This is a genomic window from Amycolatopsis sp., from assembly GCF_025464955.1.
Lineage (GTDB): Bacteria > Actinomycetota > Actinomycetes > Mycobacteriales > Pseudonocardiaceae > Amycolatopsis.
In genome coordinates this window covers 1-15,980 of sequence record NZ_JAODNM010000058.1, presented here as the reverse complement: position 1 = coordinate 15,980, position 15,980 = coordinate 1, and the positions used below count along the sequence as shown (strand labels likewise).

13 protein-coding genes are annotated in these 15,980 nt (G+C 67.9%); 8 read left to right on the top strand and 5 right to left on the bottom strand.

The features are described from left to right. Nucleotides 1–35 precede the first annotated feature (35 nt). The 4 genes from JWQ81_RS13075 (at nucleotide 36) to JWQ81_RS13060 (ending at nucleotide 5,225) form a co-directional block, all read left to right on the top strand. Complete coding sequence (locus JWQ81_RS13075; protein ID WP_297541085.1) at nucleotides 36–764, top strand: acVLRF1 family peptidyl-tRNA hydrolase; 729 nt, start codon at nucleotides 36–38, stop codon at nucleotides 762–764. Nucleotides 765–944: 180 nt separating this feature from the next. Then, a complete protein-coding gene (locus JWQ81_RS13070) occupies nucleotides 945–2,573 on the top strand; it encodes an ABC-F family ATP-binding cassette domain-containing protein (RefSeq protein ID WP_297541082.1) in 1,629 nt (542 codons plus the stop codon). 137 nt (nucleotides 2,574–2,710) lie between these two features. Next, complete coding sequence (locus JWQ81_RS13065; RefSeq protein ID WP_297541080.1) at nucleotides 2,711–2,959, top strand: helix-turn-helix domain-containing protein; 249 nt, start codon at nucleotides 2,711–2,713, stop codon at nucleotides 2,957–2,959. Nucleotides 2,960–3,359: 400 nt separating this feature from the next. After that, the gene (locus JWQ81_RS13060) at nucleotides 3,360–5,225 is read left to right on the top strand and encodes an ABC transporter ATP-binding protein (protein ID WP_297541078.1); all 1,866 of its coding nucleotides are present in this window, start codon (nucleotides 3,360–3,362) and stop codon (nucleotides 5,223–5,225) included. Nucleotides 5,226–5,311: 86 nt separating this feature from the next. On the opposite strand, the gene JWQ81_RS13055 is transcribed toward JWQ81_RS13060, so the two are convergent. Continuing rightward, nucleotides 5,312–6,040 carry an SIS domain-containing protein gene (locus JWQ81_RS13055; protein ID WP_297541076.1) on the bottom strand — a complete coding sequence of 243 codons (729 nt, stop codon included), beginning with the start codon at nucleotides 6,038–6,040 and terminating at the stop codon, nucleotides 5,312–5,314. A gap of 114 nt (nucleotides 6,041–6,154) precedes the next feature. On the opposite strand from JWQ81_RS13055, the gene JWQ81_RS13050 reads away from it, so the two are divergent. From JWQ81_RS13050 to JWQ81_RS13035, 4 genes are all read left to right on the top strand, one after another. Then, a complete protein-coding gene (locus tag JWQ81_RS13050) occupies nucleotides 6,155–6,862 on the top strand; it encodes an alpha/beta fold hydrolase (RefSeq protein ID WP_297541074.1) in 708 nt (235 codons plus the stop codon). Between the two features lie 115 nt (nucleotides 6,863–6,977). Further along, nucleotides 6,978–8,252 (top strand): cyclopropane-fatty-acyl-phospholipid synthase family protein, encoded by a 1,275-nt coding sequence (locus JWQ81_RS13045; RefSeq protein WP_297541072.1) that lies wholly within the window; start codon nucleotides 6,978–6,980, stop codon nucleotides 8,250–8,252. Between the two features lie 131 nt (nucleotides 8,253–8,383). Beyond that, entirely contained in the window at nucleotides 8,384–9,568 is a 1,185-nt protein-coding gene (locus JWQ81_RS13040; protein ID WP_297541070.1) for an LCP family protein, read from the top strand. A gap of 10 nt (nucleotides 9,569–9,578) precedes the next feature. Further along, nucleotides 9,579–10,127: a GNAT family N-acetyltransferase gene (locus JWQ81_RS13035; RefSeq protein ID WP_297541068.1), complete on the top strand. Its 549-nt coding sequence runs from the start codon at nucleotides 9,579–9,581 to the stop codon at nucleotides 10,125–10,127. A gap of 8 nt (nucleotides 10,128–10,135) precedes the next feature. Here the strand turns inward: JWQ81_RS13035 and JWQ81_RS13030 are convergent, their stop codons facing one another. The 4 genes from JWQ81_RS13030 to JWQ81_RS13015 all read right to left on the bottom strand — a co-directional run bounded on the left by JWQ81_RS13030 (nucleotide 10,136) and on the right by JWQ81_RS13015 (nucleotide 15,812). Further along, nucleotides 10,136–10,594, bottom strand: a complete 459-nt coding sequence (locus JWQ81_RS13030) for a peroxiredoxin (RefSeq protein ID WP_297541066.1) — start codon at nucleotides 10,592–10,594, stop codon at nucleotides 10,136–10,138. A gap of 104 nt (nucleotides 10,595–10,698) precedes the next feature. Continuing rightward, nucleotides 10,699–12,561 (bottom strand): EAL domain-containing protein, encoded by a 1,863-nt coding sequence (locus JWQ81_RS13025; RefSeq protein ID WP_297541064.1) that lies wholly within the window; start codon nucleotides 12,559–12,561, stop codon nucleotides 10,699–10,701. Nucleotides 12,562–12,752: 191 nt separating this feature from the next. After that, on the bottom strand, nucleotides 12,753–14,204 hold the full coding sequence (locus JWQ81_RS13020) for a cytochrome P450 (RefSeq protein WP_297541062.1): 1,452 nt from the start codon (nucleotides 14,202–14,204) through the stop codon (nucleotides 12,753–12,755). 513 nt (nucleotides 14,205–14,717) lie between these two features. Next, nucleotides 14,718–15,812, bottom strand: a complete 1,095-nt coding sequence (locus JWQ81_RS13015) for a ribonucleotide-diphosphate reductase subunit beta (protein WP_297541060.1) — start codon at nucleotides 15,810–15,812, stop codon at nucleotides 14,718–14,720. Between the last annotated feature and the right edge of the window lie 168 nt (nucleotides 15,813–15,980).

Here is a 15,980-nt window from a genome sequence, read left to right as displayed (position 1 = left end):
GGCCGGCCGCGCGGTCGGCCCGTACCGTGACCGCCATGAGCAAGACACGTCAGGTCGCGGGTGGCGGCCGCGCCGTCGAGGTGCCGCCGGACCGGCTGAGGGGCTGGTTCGCCCGGTTCGCCGAGCGCAACGACGGCGTTGTCAGCACCACGCTGCGGCCGGGCGAGGTGGTCGTCACCGCCAGAAACGGCACGACGGCCGTCGCGGCGGTGCCCTTCGGCCCACTCAGCGTCGAAGGAGGCGTCGAAGGAGGTGTCGAAGGAGGCGTCGACGGAGACTTCGCACGGGATGCCGAACGGGACTTCGAAGGACTGGCCGTCGAGCAGCTGATCACCCACATGCGGCAGTCCCGCCGGATCGGGCTGCTGCTGGTGCGCCTCGGCGGACACAGCATGGGCATCGTCCGTGACGGCCAGGTGCTCGTCTCGCGCACCGACCGGCAGCAGGTGCACGGCCGGTCCGCGGCCGGCGGCTGGTCGCAGCACCGCTTCGCCCGCCGCCGCGAGGGGCAGGTCCGCCAGTCGCTCCAGCACGCCGCGCTCAACGCGTTCGAAGTCCTCGTGCCGCGGCTGGACGACATGGATGCCGTCGTGCTGGGCGGAGATCGCCACGCACTGGATGAACTTCGCGAAGACCGCAGGTTGACGCCGCTTTTCGCGCGCGCCGAAGCACGGGTCCTCGACGTCGCGGAACCGCGCCTGGACGTGCTCGTCGAAGCCGCCGAGCGGGCGGTCGCGCTGGAGATCGTCGTCCGCGATTCGTGAGACGAGCGCCACGGGGACGGAAACCGATTGCCCGCAACCCGTACACTGATCACGTGGATATCCAACTGGAGTAGCTCCGAGCCGGCGACTGCCGGTTCGTTCTGATGCTCTCCCGGCCCACCGTGGGTCGACAGTGCCCACCAAAGACCCTCTCCACCACCCCCTAATTGGGAGTTCCCTGTGATCACGGCTTCAGGCATGGAGCTGCGCGCCGGCTCGCGCATCCTCCTCGCCGACACCACCCTGCGCATCCAGCAAGGCGACCGCATCGGCCTCGTCGGCCGCAACGGCGCCGGCAAGACCACCTCGTTGAAGGTGCTTGCCGGCGAAGGCGAGCCGCACGCCGGCGAGGTCCGCGTCACCGGTGAAATCGGCTACCTCCCACAGGACCCGCGCGAGGGTGACCTCTCGGTCACCGCGAAGGACCGCGTGCTTTCCGCGCGCGGTCTCGACACGCTGCTGCGGGACATGGAGAAGGCGCAGATGGCGATGTCCGAGCTCGTCGACGACGCCCAGCGCGACAAGGCCATCAACCGCTACAGCCGGCTGGAGGAGCGCTTCGCTTCCCTCGGCGGTTACGCGGCCGAGAGCGAGGCTGCCCGGATCTGCTCGAACCTCGGCCTCGCCGACCGCGTCCTCGCTCAGACCCTGCAGACGCTCTCGGGTGGGCAGCGTCGCCGTGTCGAGCTCGCCCGGATCCTGTTCGCCGCGGCCGAGGCAGGCGCGGGTGGCAAGTCCGAGACGATCCTGCTGCTCGACGAGCCCACCAACCACCTCGACGCCGACTCGATCAACTGGCTGCGCGGCTTCCTCAAGTCGCACGAGGGCGGTCTGGTCGTGATCAGCCACGACGTCGACCTGCTCGCCGACGTCGTCAACAAGGTCTGGTTCCTCGATGCCACGCGCAGCGAGCTCGACCACTACAACATGACCTGGCAGCGTTACCTCGACGCGCGGGCCACCGACGAGAAGCGCCGCCGCCGCGAGCGGGCCAACGCCGAGAAGAAGGCTTCGGTCCTGCACACGCAGGCGTTGAAGATGGGCGCCAAGGCCACCAAGGCGGTCGCCGCGAAGAACATGGCGCGCCGGGCGGACCAGCTGCTGGCCGGCCTCGACGCGACGCGCGTGGCCGACAAGGTCGCCAAGATCCGCTTCCCCGAACCGGCCCCGTGCGGCAAGACTCCGCTGATGGCCGAGGGGCTGTCCAAGTCGTACGGCTCGCTCGAGATCTTCACCGGGGTCGACCTCGCGATCGACCGCGGTTCGAAGGTCGTCGTGCTCGGTTTGAACGGTGCCGGGAAGACCACTTTGCTGCGGCTGCTCGGCGGAATGGAAAAACCCGATACCGGTCAGCTGCTGCCAGGTCACGGAATGCGGTTGGGCTATTACGCACAGGAACACGAAACGCTCGATCACGACGCGAGTGTGTGGGAGAACATCCGCCATGCGGCGCCCGATACCGGCGCACAGGAATTGCGGAACCTGCTCGGCCAGTTCCTCTTCACCGGCGAACAGCTCGACCAGACCGCCGGCACGTTGTCCGGTGGCGAGAAGACCAGGCTCGCGCTCGCGGGTCTCGTTTCGAGCGCTTCGAACGTGCTGCTGCTCGACGAGCCCACGAACAACCTGGACCCGGCCAGCCGTGCGCAGGTCCTCGAAGCGCTGAAGAGCTTCTCCGGCGCCGTCGTCCTGGTCACGCACGACCCGGGCGCGGTGGAGGCGCTCGAGCCCGAGCGGGTCATCCTGCTGCCCGACGGAACCGAGGATCACTGGTCCGCCGATTATCTGGAACTTGTCCAGCTTGCGTGACCATGCGGCCATTCGGGTGCCTGTTTCGACCCCTTGAGGCACTGGAATGGCCCAATGTGATCGCGATTGCGACTGATTTGTGCCCGTCGTCTGGCATTCCGGCCGCCAGTGTTCGATCATTGCGCGGCAGGGGTCGAATGTGGCCCAAGACACTCTCAGGCGGAAGGCGGATCAACGTGGCTGACCTGAAGAAAGGCGCGCGGATCACAGGAAACACGCGCGACAAGCTGGCCGCTGACCTGAAAAAGAAATACGAGAAGGGGTCGAGCATCCGTGCACTCGCGGAGTCGACCGGCCGATCGTACGGGTTCGTGCACCGGGTGCTCTCGGAATCAGGCGTGCAACTGCGCGGACGAGGCGGTGCGACCCGGGTCAAGAAGAAGTAACGGCCGGGCGCGGGGGGCACCGCCGTTTCCAGAAGTTCTTGTGAGTCACCGAACACCAGTGTGGAGGGTGGGCAGCGCCGAGTCCGACTGCCGTACGCGTATCTCGCGTGCGGACCGGTCACGGGGGGCCGGCGCCACCGACCGGATCGTCGTCGAGCCCGCACCGAGACGATCACCAGGGGAAAGCGGACTCCTTGCGCCGCTTGGCAAGCGTGACCCATTTCGGGCCGTAGTGCGTTGATCTTGAACATCCCATGTTACGCAGCGTCCCGGACCGGCTGCGCCCCGGTTTCGCGAATCTGTGAGGATAGGGAAGAATTCCCCTGTGCTGCGCGTTATCCAGGCAATACGCGGAAAATACCTCAAGTATAGTTGAGCTTTTGGCCGGGAAGAGGCGCAAGTGGACAACTCGTGGTCGTTGATGAATTCGGCCATGCGGGCGGGGGACGTGCCGAGAGGCCTCACCCGCGGCACGGTCGGCAGGGTGGCCCGGTTCGCCAAACCACATTGGCGCCGGCTGGTGGTTTTCCTGGGACTGACAGTGATCTCCGCGGTGCTGGCGGTCACCACGCCGGTGCTGGCGGGCAAGGTGGTCGACGCGATCATCGGCCACCGCGAGGTGTCGACGGTGATCTGGCTCGCGGTGGTGATCGCCTTGCTGGCGGTCGCCGACTCCGGGCTCGGTCTGGCCGAACGGTGGCAGTCCGCGCGGATCGGTGAAGGGCTGATCTACGACCTGCGGCGCGCGGTGTTCGAGCACGTGCAGCGGATGCCTGTCGCGTTCTTCACCCGCACCCGGACCGGCGCGCTCGTCAGCAGGCTCAACAACGACGTGATCGGCGCGCAGCGCACCTTCACCGCGACGTTGTCCGGGCTGGTCACCAACGTTATCCAGCTCGTGTTGTCGCTGGTGGTGATGGTGACGCTGTCCTGGCAGGTGACGCTGTTCGCGTTGGTTCTGCTGCCGATCTTCGTGCTGCCCGCCCGGCGGATGGGTAAACGAATGGCGGATCTGCAGCGCAGTTCGGCGAACCTCAACGCCGGGATGACCACGCAGATGACCGAGCGCTTTTCCGCGCCCGGCGCCACGCTGGTCAAACTGTTCGGACGGCCAGTTTCCGAAGCCGAGGAGTTCGGCGTGCGGGCCGCGCAGGTGCGCGACATCGGTGTCCGCAGCGCGATGCTGACCCGCTGGTTCATGACCAGCCTGACGCTGGTTTCGGCGCTCGCGCAGGCGCTGGTCTACGGCCTCGGCGGTTGGCTTGCGCTGCGCGGACAGTTGCAGCCCGGCACGGTCGTCGCGCTCGCACTGCTGCTGACCAGGCTTTACGCACCGCTGACGGCGTTGGCGAACGTCCGTGTCGACGTGATGACCGCGCTGGTTTCGTTCGAGCGGGTCTTCGAGGTGCTCGACATCAAGCCGATGATCACCGAGTTGCCCGACACCAAGACCGTGCCGGACGGCCCGGTGTCGGTGGAGTTCGACGACGTCCGCTTCGGTTACCCGGCGGCGGACCGGTTCTCCCTCGCGTCGCTCGAGGATGTGTCCACTTTGGACCACCGCGTCGGCGAGGAAGTGCTGCACGGGGTGAGTTTCCGGGCCGAGGCGGGACAGCTGATCGCACTCGTCGGATCATCCGGTGCCGGTAAGTCCACCATCGGCACGCTGCTGCCGCGGCTCTACGACGTGGATTCCGGCGCGATCAGGCTGGCCGGGGTCGATGTCCGGGAGCTCAGCTTCGAAACGCTGCGGGAGACCGTCGGTGTGGTCACGCAGGACGGCCACCTGTTCCACGACACCATCCGCGCGAACCTCGCCTACGCCCAGCCCGGTGCGTCCGATGCCGACCTCTGGCACGCGCTGGAGCAAGCGCGGCTCGGCGAGCTGGTGCACGAACTGCCCGACGGGCTCGAGACGCTGGTCGGGGAGCGGGGCTACCGGCTCTCCGGCGGTGAACGGCAACGGCTCACCATCGCCCGGCTCCTCCTCGCCCAGCCGAAGGTGATCCTGCTGGACGAGGCGACCGCGCACCTGGACTCCGAGTCCGAAGCCGCCGTCGGCGAAGCGCTGGCGACCGCGCTGGAGGGGCGTACGGCACTGGTCATCGCGCACCGCCTGTCGACCATCCGCGCAGCGGACCAGATCCTGGTCCTCGAGTACGGCACGATCGTCGAACGCGGTGACCACGAGACCCTCCTCGCCGCCGACGGCCGCTACGCATCCCTCTACCGCACCCAGTTCGCGGAAGAGCCGTCCCCGGCTTGATGGGGGCTGTAGCAGAACTCGTGAGTGTTCCGGCCGCTTAGAACCTGCTTAGAACCGGCCGGAACACTCACGAGCTCGCGGACCCTTCACCGCAGCGGCGGTACCCGCGGCTCGTACTTGGCCAGCAGTGCCTTGTTGGCCTGGTCGCCGCCTTCGACGTTGGAACTGCGCCACAGCGGCACGTCGACCCCCGCCGCGGCGCCGCCGTCGAGGACCCTGGTCAGCACCAGGTTCCACAGGAAGGCGTTGACCACTGTGGATACCGGCGCGGTCACCGGAGCGTCCGGCGGGTAACTCGAATCCCCGGGCCGGACACCCGAATCGAGCACGACGTCGGCCTCTTCGGCCAGCGTCGTGCCGGACCGCTTCGGAGCCGCCGACGACGTCGCGATCGAGGTCACCGCGATCACCGCCGCGCCGTTGGCCTTGGCCACCCGGGCCAGTTCGACCGGGTACGGGTTGACCCCCGAGGTCGAGAACACCACGACCACGTCACCCGGCCCCGGCGGGGTCGCGGCCAGTACTTCCGCCGCCAGCCCGGAGCGCCGCTCGGCGACCGTGGAGGACTGCGCGCCGTGGATCGGCAGCAGCTCGGGGTGATAGAGCGGGTACACGCAGGCCAGGCCGCCTGCGCGGTAGAACGTCTCGGCGACGGCGGCCAGCGAATGGCCCGCCCCCGCGGTGTAGACCAGCGCGTCCGATCCGATGACGCCGAGCACGAGCTCGGCCGCCTTGTCGAGGCTCTCGCTGTTGGTGCGTTCGGCCTCGGCCAGCATGCCCGCGACGCTTTCCCACTGTTCGGTGGTGCTCACCACATCCGCCCTTCTTTTCGACATCTGGCGCCGAACCTATCGGTGCGGGCGGGAGGGCACGCGGCGGAATACCGCGAACCTCCGGTGTGGTTGACCGTTACGAGGAGGTCTGCGCTGGTGAACGAGAGTCTTCCGGTGGTGTCCGTCCGTGCTGCGGCCGGACCGGTGAAGTCAGTGGTACTGGTGTTGCACGGCGGAGCGGAGCAAAGCCGCGCGCCGGTGCCTCCGTGGAAGCTCGCCTACCTGCGGATGGTCCCGATCGCCGCGGCGATCCACCGTGACGGCCGCGAACACGGCGTCGAAGTGCGTCTGCTGCGAAACCGTGTCTACGGCTGGAACGGCGAGGGGCAGGACGCACTCGCCGACGCGCGGTGGGCCCTCGACCGCATCCGTGAAGACCATCCCGGCGTCCGGATCGTGCTCGTCGGGCATTCCATGGGCGGCCGGGTCGGGCTGCGGGTCGCCGACGACCCCGCCGTCGTCGCTGTCGCGGCCCTCGCGCCGTGGACACCTGAGGGTGAACCTGTCGACGCCGTCGCCGGCCGGTCCGTGCTCATCGCGCACGGCACCCAGGACCACATGACCGACCCGGCGGGCTCGTACTCCTTCGCCCTGCGCGCCGAGCCGGTCGCGACCCGCGTGGTCCGCTACGAGATCGACCGCGAAGGTCACGCAATGCTGCGCCGGGCCGGAGTTTGGACGCGCCTGGTCCGCGAATTCACCCGCGAATTCACCCGCGAATTCACCCGCGACGCCGTGGCCGACCGGCCACCAGCGGCCGCCGAGACCAAGCCGGATGCCGAGCGGCTGCGAATCCCGGTCTGACCGAGCGGGCATGCCGTGGCAGTGACCACAAGTGGTGAACAGCACCAGCGCGGGAAACGTGCGCCTGGATTATTATTTTACCGGCTGATAGGAAATGCCGGCGGGAGGGAGTGCCTTGACCACCTCAAGCATCGATCGGGCGACAGTGCCGGCGGACCGGCCGAAGCCCGAAGAGAACCATTGGCCCGGTCTCGACACGCCGCCCCACTCGCCGTTGCGAGCGCGGATCGCGGAGTCCTTGTTCCGGCACGCTGTCCGGCCGCTCGACGTCAGCGTCGTGCTCCCCGACGGCAAGCGGCTCGGCGCCGGCGGCGAGGGCTCCCCGGAGATGCGCCTGCACCGCCCGGCGGCGTTCTTCCACCGCCTCGGCGTCGACGCGAAGATCGGCTTCGGCGAGTCGTACATGGCAGGCGACTGGACGACGGACCGCCTCGCCGAACTGCTCACCCCGTTCGCCGAGCGGATGGCCGTCGTCATCCCGCCGGTACTGCAGAAGTTCCGGCGGTTCGTCGACCGCCGCCAGCCGACGGTCGAGCAGAACACTCTCGAAGGCGCCCGGGCGAACATCCACCGGCACTACGACCTGTCCAACGACCTGTTCGCGACCTTCCTCGACGAGTCGATGATGTACTCGTCGGCGATCTTCGGCCCGGACGACGACCTGACCGTCGCGCAGCACCGCAAGCTCGACAGCGTGCTGGACTACGCCGGCGTCCGTGACGGCAGCGAGGTGCTCGAGATCGGCACCGGCTGGGGCGAGCTGGCGATCCGTGCCGCCGCGCGCGGGGCGCGCGTCACGTCACTGACCATTTCCCAGGAGCAAAAAACCCTCGCGGACCAGCGGATCGCCGAAGCCGGGTTCTCCGACCGGGTCGACGTCCAGCTGTGCGACTACCGCGAGTCTCAGGGCGAGTTCGACGCCGTGGTCAGCGTCGAGATGATCGAAGCCGTCGGCGCCGACTACTGGCCCACGTTCTTCGGCACGATCGGGCAGCGGCTCCGCCCCGGCGGCAAGTTCGGGCTGCAGGCCATCACCATGGACCACGACCGGATGCTGGCCAGCGCCGCGTCCTACACCTGGATCCACAAGTACATCTTCCCCGGCGGGCTCATCCCGTCGACCCGGGCGGTGGCCGAGGGGATCAAGGAGAACACCCAGCTCAAGGCGAACGGCGTGCGGGAGTTCGGCCAGGACTACGCGCGCACGCTGCGGTTGTGGCGGGAGCGGTTCAACCAGCGCTGGGCCGAGGTCGCCGACCTCGGTTTCGATGAGGTGTTCCGCCGCATGTGGGAGTTCTACCTCGCCTACTCCGAGGCCGGGTTCCGCTCCGGCTACCTCAAGGTGCACCAGTTCGGTTTTGCCGCTCCCGACGCCAGCGACGCGGGGTAACTGCTTCTAGCAGATCGGCACACAACCTGACGAGGGTGTCGCACGTCTGTTGTGGTGATGCCTGCGGTTGACTAGGGGTCAGACGCGGCCTCACGGCATGGAATGCGACAAAGCGGAACGGGTGATGTGTGATGACCTACGGCGGCAACTATGGCGGCTACCCGCCGGAGGGCCCTCGTCCGTCATCGGGCCGGCAACGGCAGGTGATGCCGCTGCCCGGCCGAGCGCCTTCGTCCTACGACGAGCGCACCCGCCCGGTCCGCAACGAGCCGCCGCGCCCGCAGCAGCCTCCGGGCCCGCCGCCGCACCACGACTTCCCGCCGCAGGGGCCGACCGGTGAGCGTCCGCCGCGCCGGCGTCGCCGCTGGCGCATCAGCCGCATCCTGATGGCGCTGGTCGTGGTGTTCCTGCTGTTCGTCGGTGGTGTCTGGGCGTACCTGGAGTTCTCCATCAACCGGGTCGACGCGCTGAAGGACTACGCCGGCCGTCCCGCGGCCGCGTCCGGCACGAACTGGCTCATCGTCGGCTCGGACAGCCGGGCCGGGCTGAGCACGGCCGACGAGCAGCGCCTGTCCACCGGCGACGTGGCCGCGGCCGGTGGCGGTCAGCGCACCGACACGATCATGATCGCGCACCTGCCGGACAACTCGACCAAGCCGACGCTGCTGAGCCTGCCGCGCGACTCCCAGGTCAAGATCCCCGGGCACGGCACCAGCAAGATCAACGCCGCCTTCTCACTCGGCGGCGCGCCGCTGCTGGTGCAGACCGTCGAACAGGCCACCGGCCTGCACATAGACCACTACGCCGAGATCGGGTTCGGCGGGTTCGCGAACATCGTCGACGCCATCGGCGGCGTCAACATGTGCCTCGACAAGGACATGAACGACACCGAGACCGGCGTCCAGCTCAAGGCCGGCTGCCAGGACCTCAACGGTGCGCAGTCGCTCGGGTTCGTCCGGATGCGGCACAGCGACGCCACCCCGCGGTCGGACCTCGACCGGGTCGCCAACCAGCGGAAGTTCATCGGCGCGCTGGTCAGTCAGATCGCCAGCCCGGGGACGCTGCTGAACCCGTTCGCCTTCTTCCCGCTGCTGTCGTCCGCGCCCTCCGCGCTGACCATGGACACCGGTGACCACGTGAACAACCTGGTCGGCCTCGCGATCGGGCTGCGCGGGATCTCCTCGGCCGGCGTGACGACCACGACCGTCCCGGTGACGTCGGGCTCCGCGGAGCACTGGGACGCCACCAAGTCGAAGGAGCTGTTCGACGCCCTGCGAGGAGACACCGAGATCCCCGCGAACGCGATCTTCAACTAGATTTGGGCGCGTGCCTCACGAGGAAATCCAGGGCGACGGGTTCCTGCTGCGCCGCTGGCGACCGTCCGACGCCGAAACGCTGTACCGGGTCATCAACGACACGCTCGAGTACCTCGAGCCGTGGGTCCTGTGGGCGCTGGGCGGCTACAGCGAGGACGACGCCGTCCAGTTCTGCGAGACGACGTCCGCGAACTGGGAGAGCGGCGAAGCGTTCGACTACGCGCTGCTCACCCCGGACGGGGAGCTCGTCGGCGCGGTCGGGCTGATGGCGCGGATCGGCCCCGGCGGCCTCGAGATCGGGTACTGGCTGCACCACGCGCACACCGGCCGCGGGCTGATGACCCAGGCCGTCACCCTGGTGATCGAGGAGGCCTTCCGGATCGGCTCGGACCGCATCGAGATCGTCCACGACGCCGCGAACTCCGCCAGCGGAGCCATCCCGCGCCGCCTGGGTTTCACCGAACTCTCCCGGACCCCGCGCCGCGGCACGCTCACGCCCGGAGAGATCGGCACCGACGTCGTCTGGCGCCTGCTGCGCCCTGCGCACGCCCGCGCGTGAAGTGCACGCTAGGCAGCCTTGCGGGCGCGGAGGATTTCGAGGGCCTTGTCGGCGTGCACGGTGAAGTTCAGCTCGCTCTTGATGACCTCGAGGACCTTGCGGTCGGTGTCGATGACGAACGTGTGCCGCTTGGCGTGCAACGGGATCAGCCGGCGGTGGACGCCGAACTGCTTGGCCACTTCGCCGCCCTCGTCGGCCAGCAGCGGGTAGTCGAAGTTGTTGGCCTCGGAGAACTGACGCTGCTTGTCGACCGAGTCCGGGCTGATCCCGAGCCGCTGCGCGCCGACCTCGGCGAATTCGCTGGCGAGGTCACGGAAGTGGCAGCTTTCGGCGGTGCAACCGCTCGTCATCGCGGCCGGGTAGAAGAAGAGCACCACGGGGCCCGACGCGAGGAACTCCGAGAGCTTGCGCTCGTCACCCTTGTCGTCGAGCAGGGTGAAGTCCGGGGCGAGGTCTCCCTGGTTCATGGAGGTCCTTTCGGGTTCGTGCACCGCCGGGCAGGGCGGTACTGCGGATCATCCTGCCCGGCATTCGGAACCCAGCACGCACCGGCTTGTCCTCAGCCGCGTCCTTACCGGGCGTGCCGTTCGATCAGGTCGTCCACTTCGTCACCGGTGGCCGAGTCCGACACGAACGCGCCGCGGGCGGCCAGCACGCCCAGCTTGCGGAGCCGGGCGGCTTGCGCGTGGGTGCGCACACCCTCCGCGCCGACTCGCAGCTGCAGCTCCTTGGCCCGCGTGATGAGCTGGGTCAGGTGCCGCATGGCGGGTTCGTCCTCCGAGTCCGCGATAGCGTCGACCACCGGTCCGCTGAGGATCACGTGCCGCACCGGCAGCTCGTGCGTCGGGATGAGCTCCAGATCGGACGTGCCGGTGATGGTGAGCACCAGCTGCGTGCCCAGCCCGGCCAAGGTCGTCAGCGAGTCGAGGACCTCGCCGCGTGGGTCCAGGATCGACTCCCGGTCCGTGCAGATCCGCAGTGCCTTCGCCGGCAGGTCGTTGCGGTCGAGCTCCTTCTTGACCATCAGCACCAGGTCCGGGTCGATCGCGAGCCGGGCGGGCAGCCGGACGCACACGTCCGGCGCGGAGTCGCCGAAGCGGTCACGCCAGCGTGCGGTGGCTGCCAGTGACTCGGCCAGCAGCCATTTGCCGAGCGGGCCGGTCATCCCGGTGGTCGCGGCGAGCGGGTAGAACTCGTCGGAGTCCAGGTCTCCGTTGTCCGGATGGTTCCAGCGCAGGCCCGCGTTGACCGCGGCGAGCTCGTCGGGCTTCGAGAGTTTGACCGTCGGCTGGTAGATGAGCGAGAACTCGCCGTTCTCCAGCGCTCCGGCGATGACCGCGCCGAGCTGGTAGCGGGCGCGGTCGGCCGCGTCGAGTTCCGGCTCGAACAGCTTCCACTGCGCCTTGCCGGCTTCCTTCGCCCGGTGCAGCGCGATTTCCGCGCCACGCAACAGATCCATGCGGCTGCCCTCGGCAATCCCGCGGACGACGATGCCGGCGCTGGCGCTCACGCCGATGCCGTAACCGTCGAGATAGATCGGCTCGGCGAGGTCTTCGAAGGCCTGGTCGACGAGCTCGATGACGTCGCCGGCGCCGAGGTTTCCGCGCATGAGGATGGCGAAGCCGTCACCGGAGAGCCGGGCCACGAAGCCGTCGTACTTGCGCGAGAACACGGCGGACAGCTTCCTCGCGACGCCGCGCAACACCTTGTCGCCGGTGCCCGCGCCGAGGCCGTCGTTGATCACCTTGAAACCGTCGATGTCGAGGTAGATCAGCGCGATCTGCTCCTGGCTGCGGCTGCCAAGCGCGGTCTCGAGGTGGGTGGCGAACTGGGAACCGTTCGGCAGCCCGGTCAGCGCGTCGGTGATGTTCTGGTGTAGCAGGCGTTCACGGAGCAGGTGCAGCTCGTTGACGTCGGAGACCATGAGCACGGGGTACGCCGAGCCGCTCGTGTCGCCAGGCAGGTGGGCGAGCGTGATCTCGACCCAGATCTGGCCGTCTTCGGCGTGGTCGAGCTTCACCTTCTCTTGGTAGCGCTCGGTTTTGCCGTCGCGCAGCTCGTTGAGGCCGGACCGCAGTGTCATCGCGTCGCGGCCTTCGGCGCCGAGGTCGGAGATGTTGCGCCCGCGCAGCTCCTCGGCGGGGAAGCCGAGCAGCTTGATGAGCGCCGGGTTCGCCTCGAAGATCTCGCCGTCGTGGTCGGCCAGCGCGATGCCGAGCGGGGACAGGGAGTAGAGACCGGTGAACCGCTCCAGCGCCGAATCCCGGGTCGAATCCCGCTCCGAGGGCGCGTGCTCGACGGCCGCCCGCGCAACCTGCAGCAGTATGCCTTCGAGCTCCTCTGGGGTGAGCGATACTCCTTTAGTGTCAGCCAGCGTCGCCGCCCATTCGCGGGCGACCTCGGCCAACCCTGGTGTAGCACCAGGCTCAGGCACACTCCACCTTCTTCACACATGGTTTAAAGGCCAGCTCAGCCAGGGTGCGGATGATCGAACACCCACACTAGGTATGAGTTGGCCGTGAGTCATGCCACGGCATCACGTCCGAAGTGGCATGTATAGCGGCTGAACGAGTGATGAGCAGTGTACAAGTCGTCACCAACCGTCACCACTTCAGTCCACTGTGGTCAGCGCTTTTCCAGCCGCATCGGGAGCCCGTCGACCGGTACCGGGAGCGAGACGTAGTCCCAGCGCGCTTCGTAGGCCGATGGCACCGACCAGCGGTACGCCAGCAGCATCTCGTGCAGGAGCGCCTTGACTTCGAGGGTACCGAAATGCAGGCCGATGCACTTGTGCGCACCGCCGCCGAAGGGCATCCAGGCGTAGCGGTGCGACTTGTCCTCGCGGCGCTCGTCGTTGAACCGTTCCGGGTCGAACCGCATCGGGTCGGTCCAGCACTCCGGGGCGAAGTGGTTGATCGTGGGATTGACGCTGACCAGTGTCCCGGCCGGCAGATAGTGGCCGAGGACTTCGGTGTCCTTTACCGTCTTGCGGGCCATCGACGGCACCGGCGCGACCAGCCGCAGTGCTTCCTTCATGACCAGGTCGAGCGTGTGAAGTCCTTCCAGGGCTTCGATATCCGGGATGTCGTCGCCGAGTGCGAGCGACTCCTCGCGGGCGCGTTCCTGCCACTCGGGGTGCTTCGCGAGGTAGTACGCGGCGGCGCTGCTCGTGATGGTGGTGGTGTCGTGTGCCGCCATCATCAGGAAGATCATGTGGTCGATGACGTCGGCGTCGGTGAACCGCTCGCCGTCTTCGGCGGTGGAGTGGCAGAGCGCGGAGAACAGGTCCACGCCTTCGGTTCGGCGTTTCTCCGGCAGGTTCGCGGCGAAGTAGCGCTCCAGCACCTTGCGGCCGTTCAGCCCGGCCGCCCAGCGTCCGCCCGGGACGGGGTAGCGCAAGATCGCGGTGCCCGCGCGCACGGTGTCCACGAACGCGCGGTTGATCGCGCCGGCGTCGTCATCGCTGCTCATGCCCATGAACACACGCGTCGCGACGTCCAGGGTGAGCTGCTTGAGTGACCAGTAGAGCCGCGGGTGGGAGTTGCCCGCCCAGGCCGCGACGCCCTCGCGGAGCGCGGGCCCCATCTGCCCGACGTACCCGGTGAGCCTGTCGCGCGTGAAGGCTTGCTGCATGATCCGGCGGTGCATGTGGTGCTCGCCGAAGTCCATCAGCATCAGGCCGCGGGGGAAGAAGTTCTCGATGAAGAACTTCCAGCCCTCCTGTGAAAACGCCTTGTCCTTGTTGACCAGTGCGATCTGGGTGGCCTCGGGACCGCTGAGGCCGATGATCCGGCGGCCGAACGCGCTCGTCCACGTCACCGGGCCGTAGCGCTCGTAGCTGCGGAACGCCCACTCGAGTCCGAAGCGCATGAAATCGAGGGAGTGGCCGATCAGCGGGGCGCCCGCGTCACCGAGGATCGGCTTGAGCCCGCTGCCCGCGGGGGCCGGGGCCAGTTCGGTGACGGGCCAGCTCTGGTTCAGCAGGCGACGGTCGACAGCGCGGGGGAGCGGAATCGACGTGAGCGTCGGAACGCGCACCCTGATCGCCCCGGTGAGTTCGCTGACCCTGCTTGCCATCGCTGTAGTCCCCTCGCCGCTGAGAGTCCTGTCGCCTACCACCATGCACCCCTATTGGCGCTGTGACAATAGCTCGTCCGGGAAGTCCCGCTTTTGCGCTTTTGTGGGGTCTCTTAGTTTCTAAGAGACCGCAACTCGACGGCGAGTTGCGCAGCGGGTGTGGTCGGCTTGTGGTGACTGTGGGACTCGTCGGCTTGAACGTGGGACTCGCCGGGCCGGAGTGTGGGACTCGCCGACGCGCTGTGCGAGTCCCACGTTCGCCGAGGGCGAGTCCCGCACTCAGACCGGCGAGTCCCACACCTAGGCTCCGGACACCGGCTTTCGCCGTACACCGACACGACCCGGCCGGCCTTCGCATCTGCCAGGGACTCCCCGGCCCGCCCCGGTCCAACGCAGCCAGTCCACATTAACCAGCACCCACGGATAGAGCAGGAGAACCACAAAAGTACAAAAGTGCCCTCCCCCGGAGATGGGGGAGGGCACTGGTGAGTCGGTCGGCTGGGGGCTGGGGGGTCAGTCCCAGTCGAGGGCGCCGCCGGACTGGTACTCGATGACGCGGGTCTCGAAGAAGTTCTTCTCCTTCTTGAGATCCATCGCCTCCGACATCCAGGGGAACGGGTTCTCCTCCTCGCCGAAGATCGGCGCGAGGCCGATCTGCTGGGCGCGGCGGTCGGTGATGAAGTGCATGTACTGCTCGGTGTGTTGCGCGGACAGGCCGAGCATGCCGCGCGGCATGGTGTCCTTGGCGTAGGCGACTTCGAGGTGACAGGCGTCGGTGAGCATGCCGCGGATCTCCGCCTGGAACTCTTCGGTCCACAGGTGCGGGTTCTCGATCTTGATCTGGTTGATGCAGTCGATGCCGAAGTTCAGGTGGATCGACTCGTCGCGCAGGATGTACTGGTACTGCTCGGCGATGCCGATCATCTTGTTGCGGCGGCCGAGCGAGAGGATCTGCGCGAAGCCGGTGTAGAACCACATGCCTTCGAAGATCACGTAGAACGCGACGAGGTCCCGCAGGAAGGCCTGGTCGGCCTCCGGGGTGCCGGTCTTGAAGTCCGGGTCCTCGAGGTGCTGGGTGTACTTCAGCGCCCAGGCGTCCTTCGCCGAGATCGACGGCACCTCGCGGTACATGTTGAACAGCTCGCCCTCGACCAGGCCGAGGCTTTCGCAGATGTACTGGAAGGTGTGCGTGTGCACGGCCTCCTCGAACGCCTGGCGCAGCAGGTACTGGCGGCACTCGGGGTTGGTGATCTGGCGGTACACCGCGAGCACGATGTTGTTGGCCACCAACGACTCCGCCGTGGCGAAGAAGCCGAGGTTGCGCTTGAGCATCTGGCGCTCGTCGGAGGTGAGGCCGTCCTTGGACTTCCACAGCGCGATGTCGGCCTGCATGGCGACCTCGGTCGGCATCCAGTGGTTGTTGCAGCCGGCGAGGTACTTCTCCCACGCCCAGGTGTACTTCATCGGCAGGAGCTGGTTGACGTCGGCGCGGGCGTTGATCATCCGCTTGTCGTCGACGTTGATGCGGCTCGCGCCGACCTCGATCCGGCCGAGGCCGGTGGCGTCGACCTGCGGGGCAGCAGCGGGCGGGGTGTCCAGGCTGGTCATGGAGGCGACTCACTTCGGGTGGGTGGCTTGTGAGTGTTGCGGCCGGTTCTAAGTGGCTGTGCTGTCTCAGGACTTCGTGAACACATGTGTCCCACGACATCGTGAACAGTTTCTCATACCGGTGTGTCCTGGGTCGGCCCTTGGGCCGGCCCAGGACGTCTCGGGGTG

Excerpts from the sequence above, each read along its gene's own strand:
- JWQ81_RS13020 (WP_297541062.1), bottom strand. The coding sequence starts at position 14,204 with ATGGCAAGCAGGGTCAGCGAACTCACCGGGGCGATCAGGGTGCGCGTT.
- JWQ81_RS13040 (WP_297541070.1), top strand. The coding sequence starts at position 8,384 with ATGACCTACGGCGGCAACTATGGCGGCTACCCGCCGGAGGGCCCTCGT.
- JWQ81_RS13075 (WP_297541085.1), top strand. The coding sequence starts at position 36 with ATGAGCAAGACACGTCAGGTCGCGGGTGGCGGCCGCGCCGTCGAGGTG.
- JWQ81_RS13015 (WP_297541060.1), bottom strand. The coding sequence starts at position 15,812 with ATGACCAGCCTGGACACCCCGCCCGCTGCTGCCCCGCAGGTCGACGCC.
- JWQ81_RS13030 (WP_297541066.1), bottom strand. The coding sequence starts at position 10,594 with ATGAACCAGGGAGACCTCGCCCCGGACTTCACCCTGCTCGACGACAAG.
- JWQ81_RS13065 (WP_297541080.1), top strand. The coding sequence starts at position 2,711 with ATGTGGCCCAAGACACTCTCAGGCGGAAGGCGGATCAACGTGGCTGAC.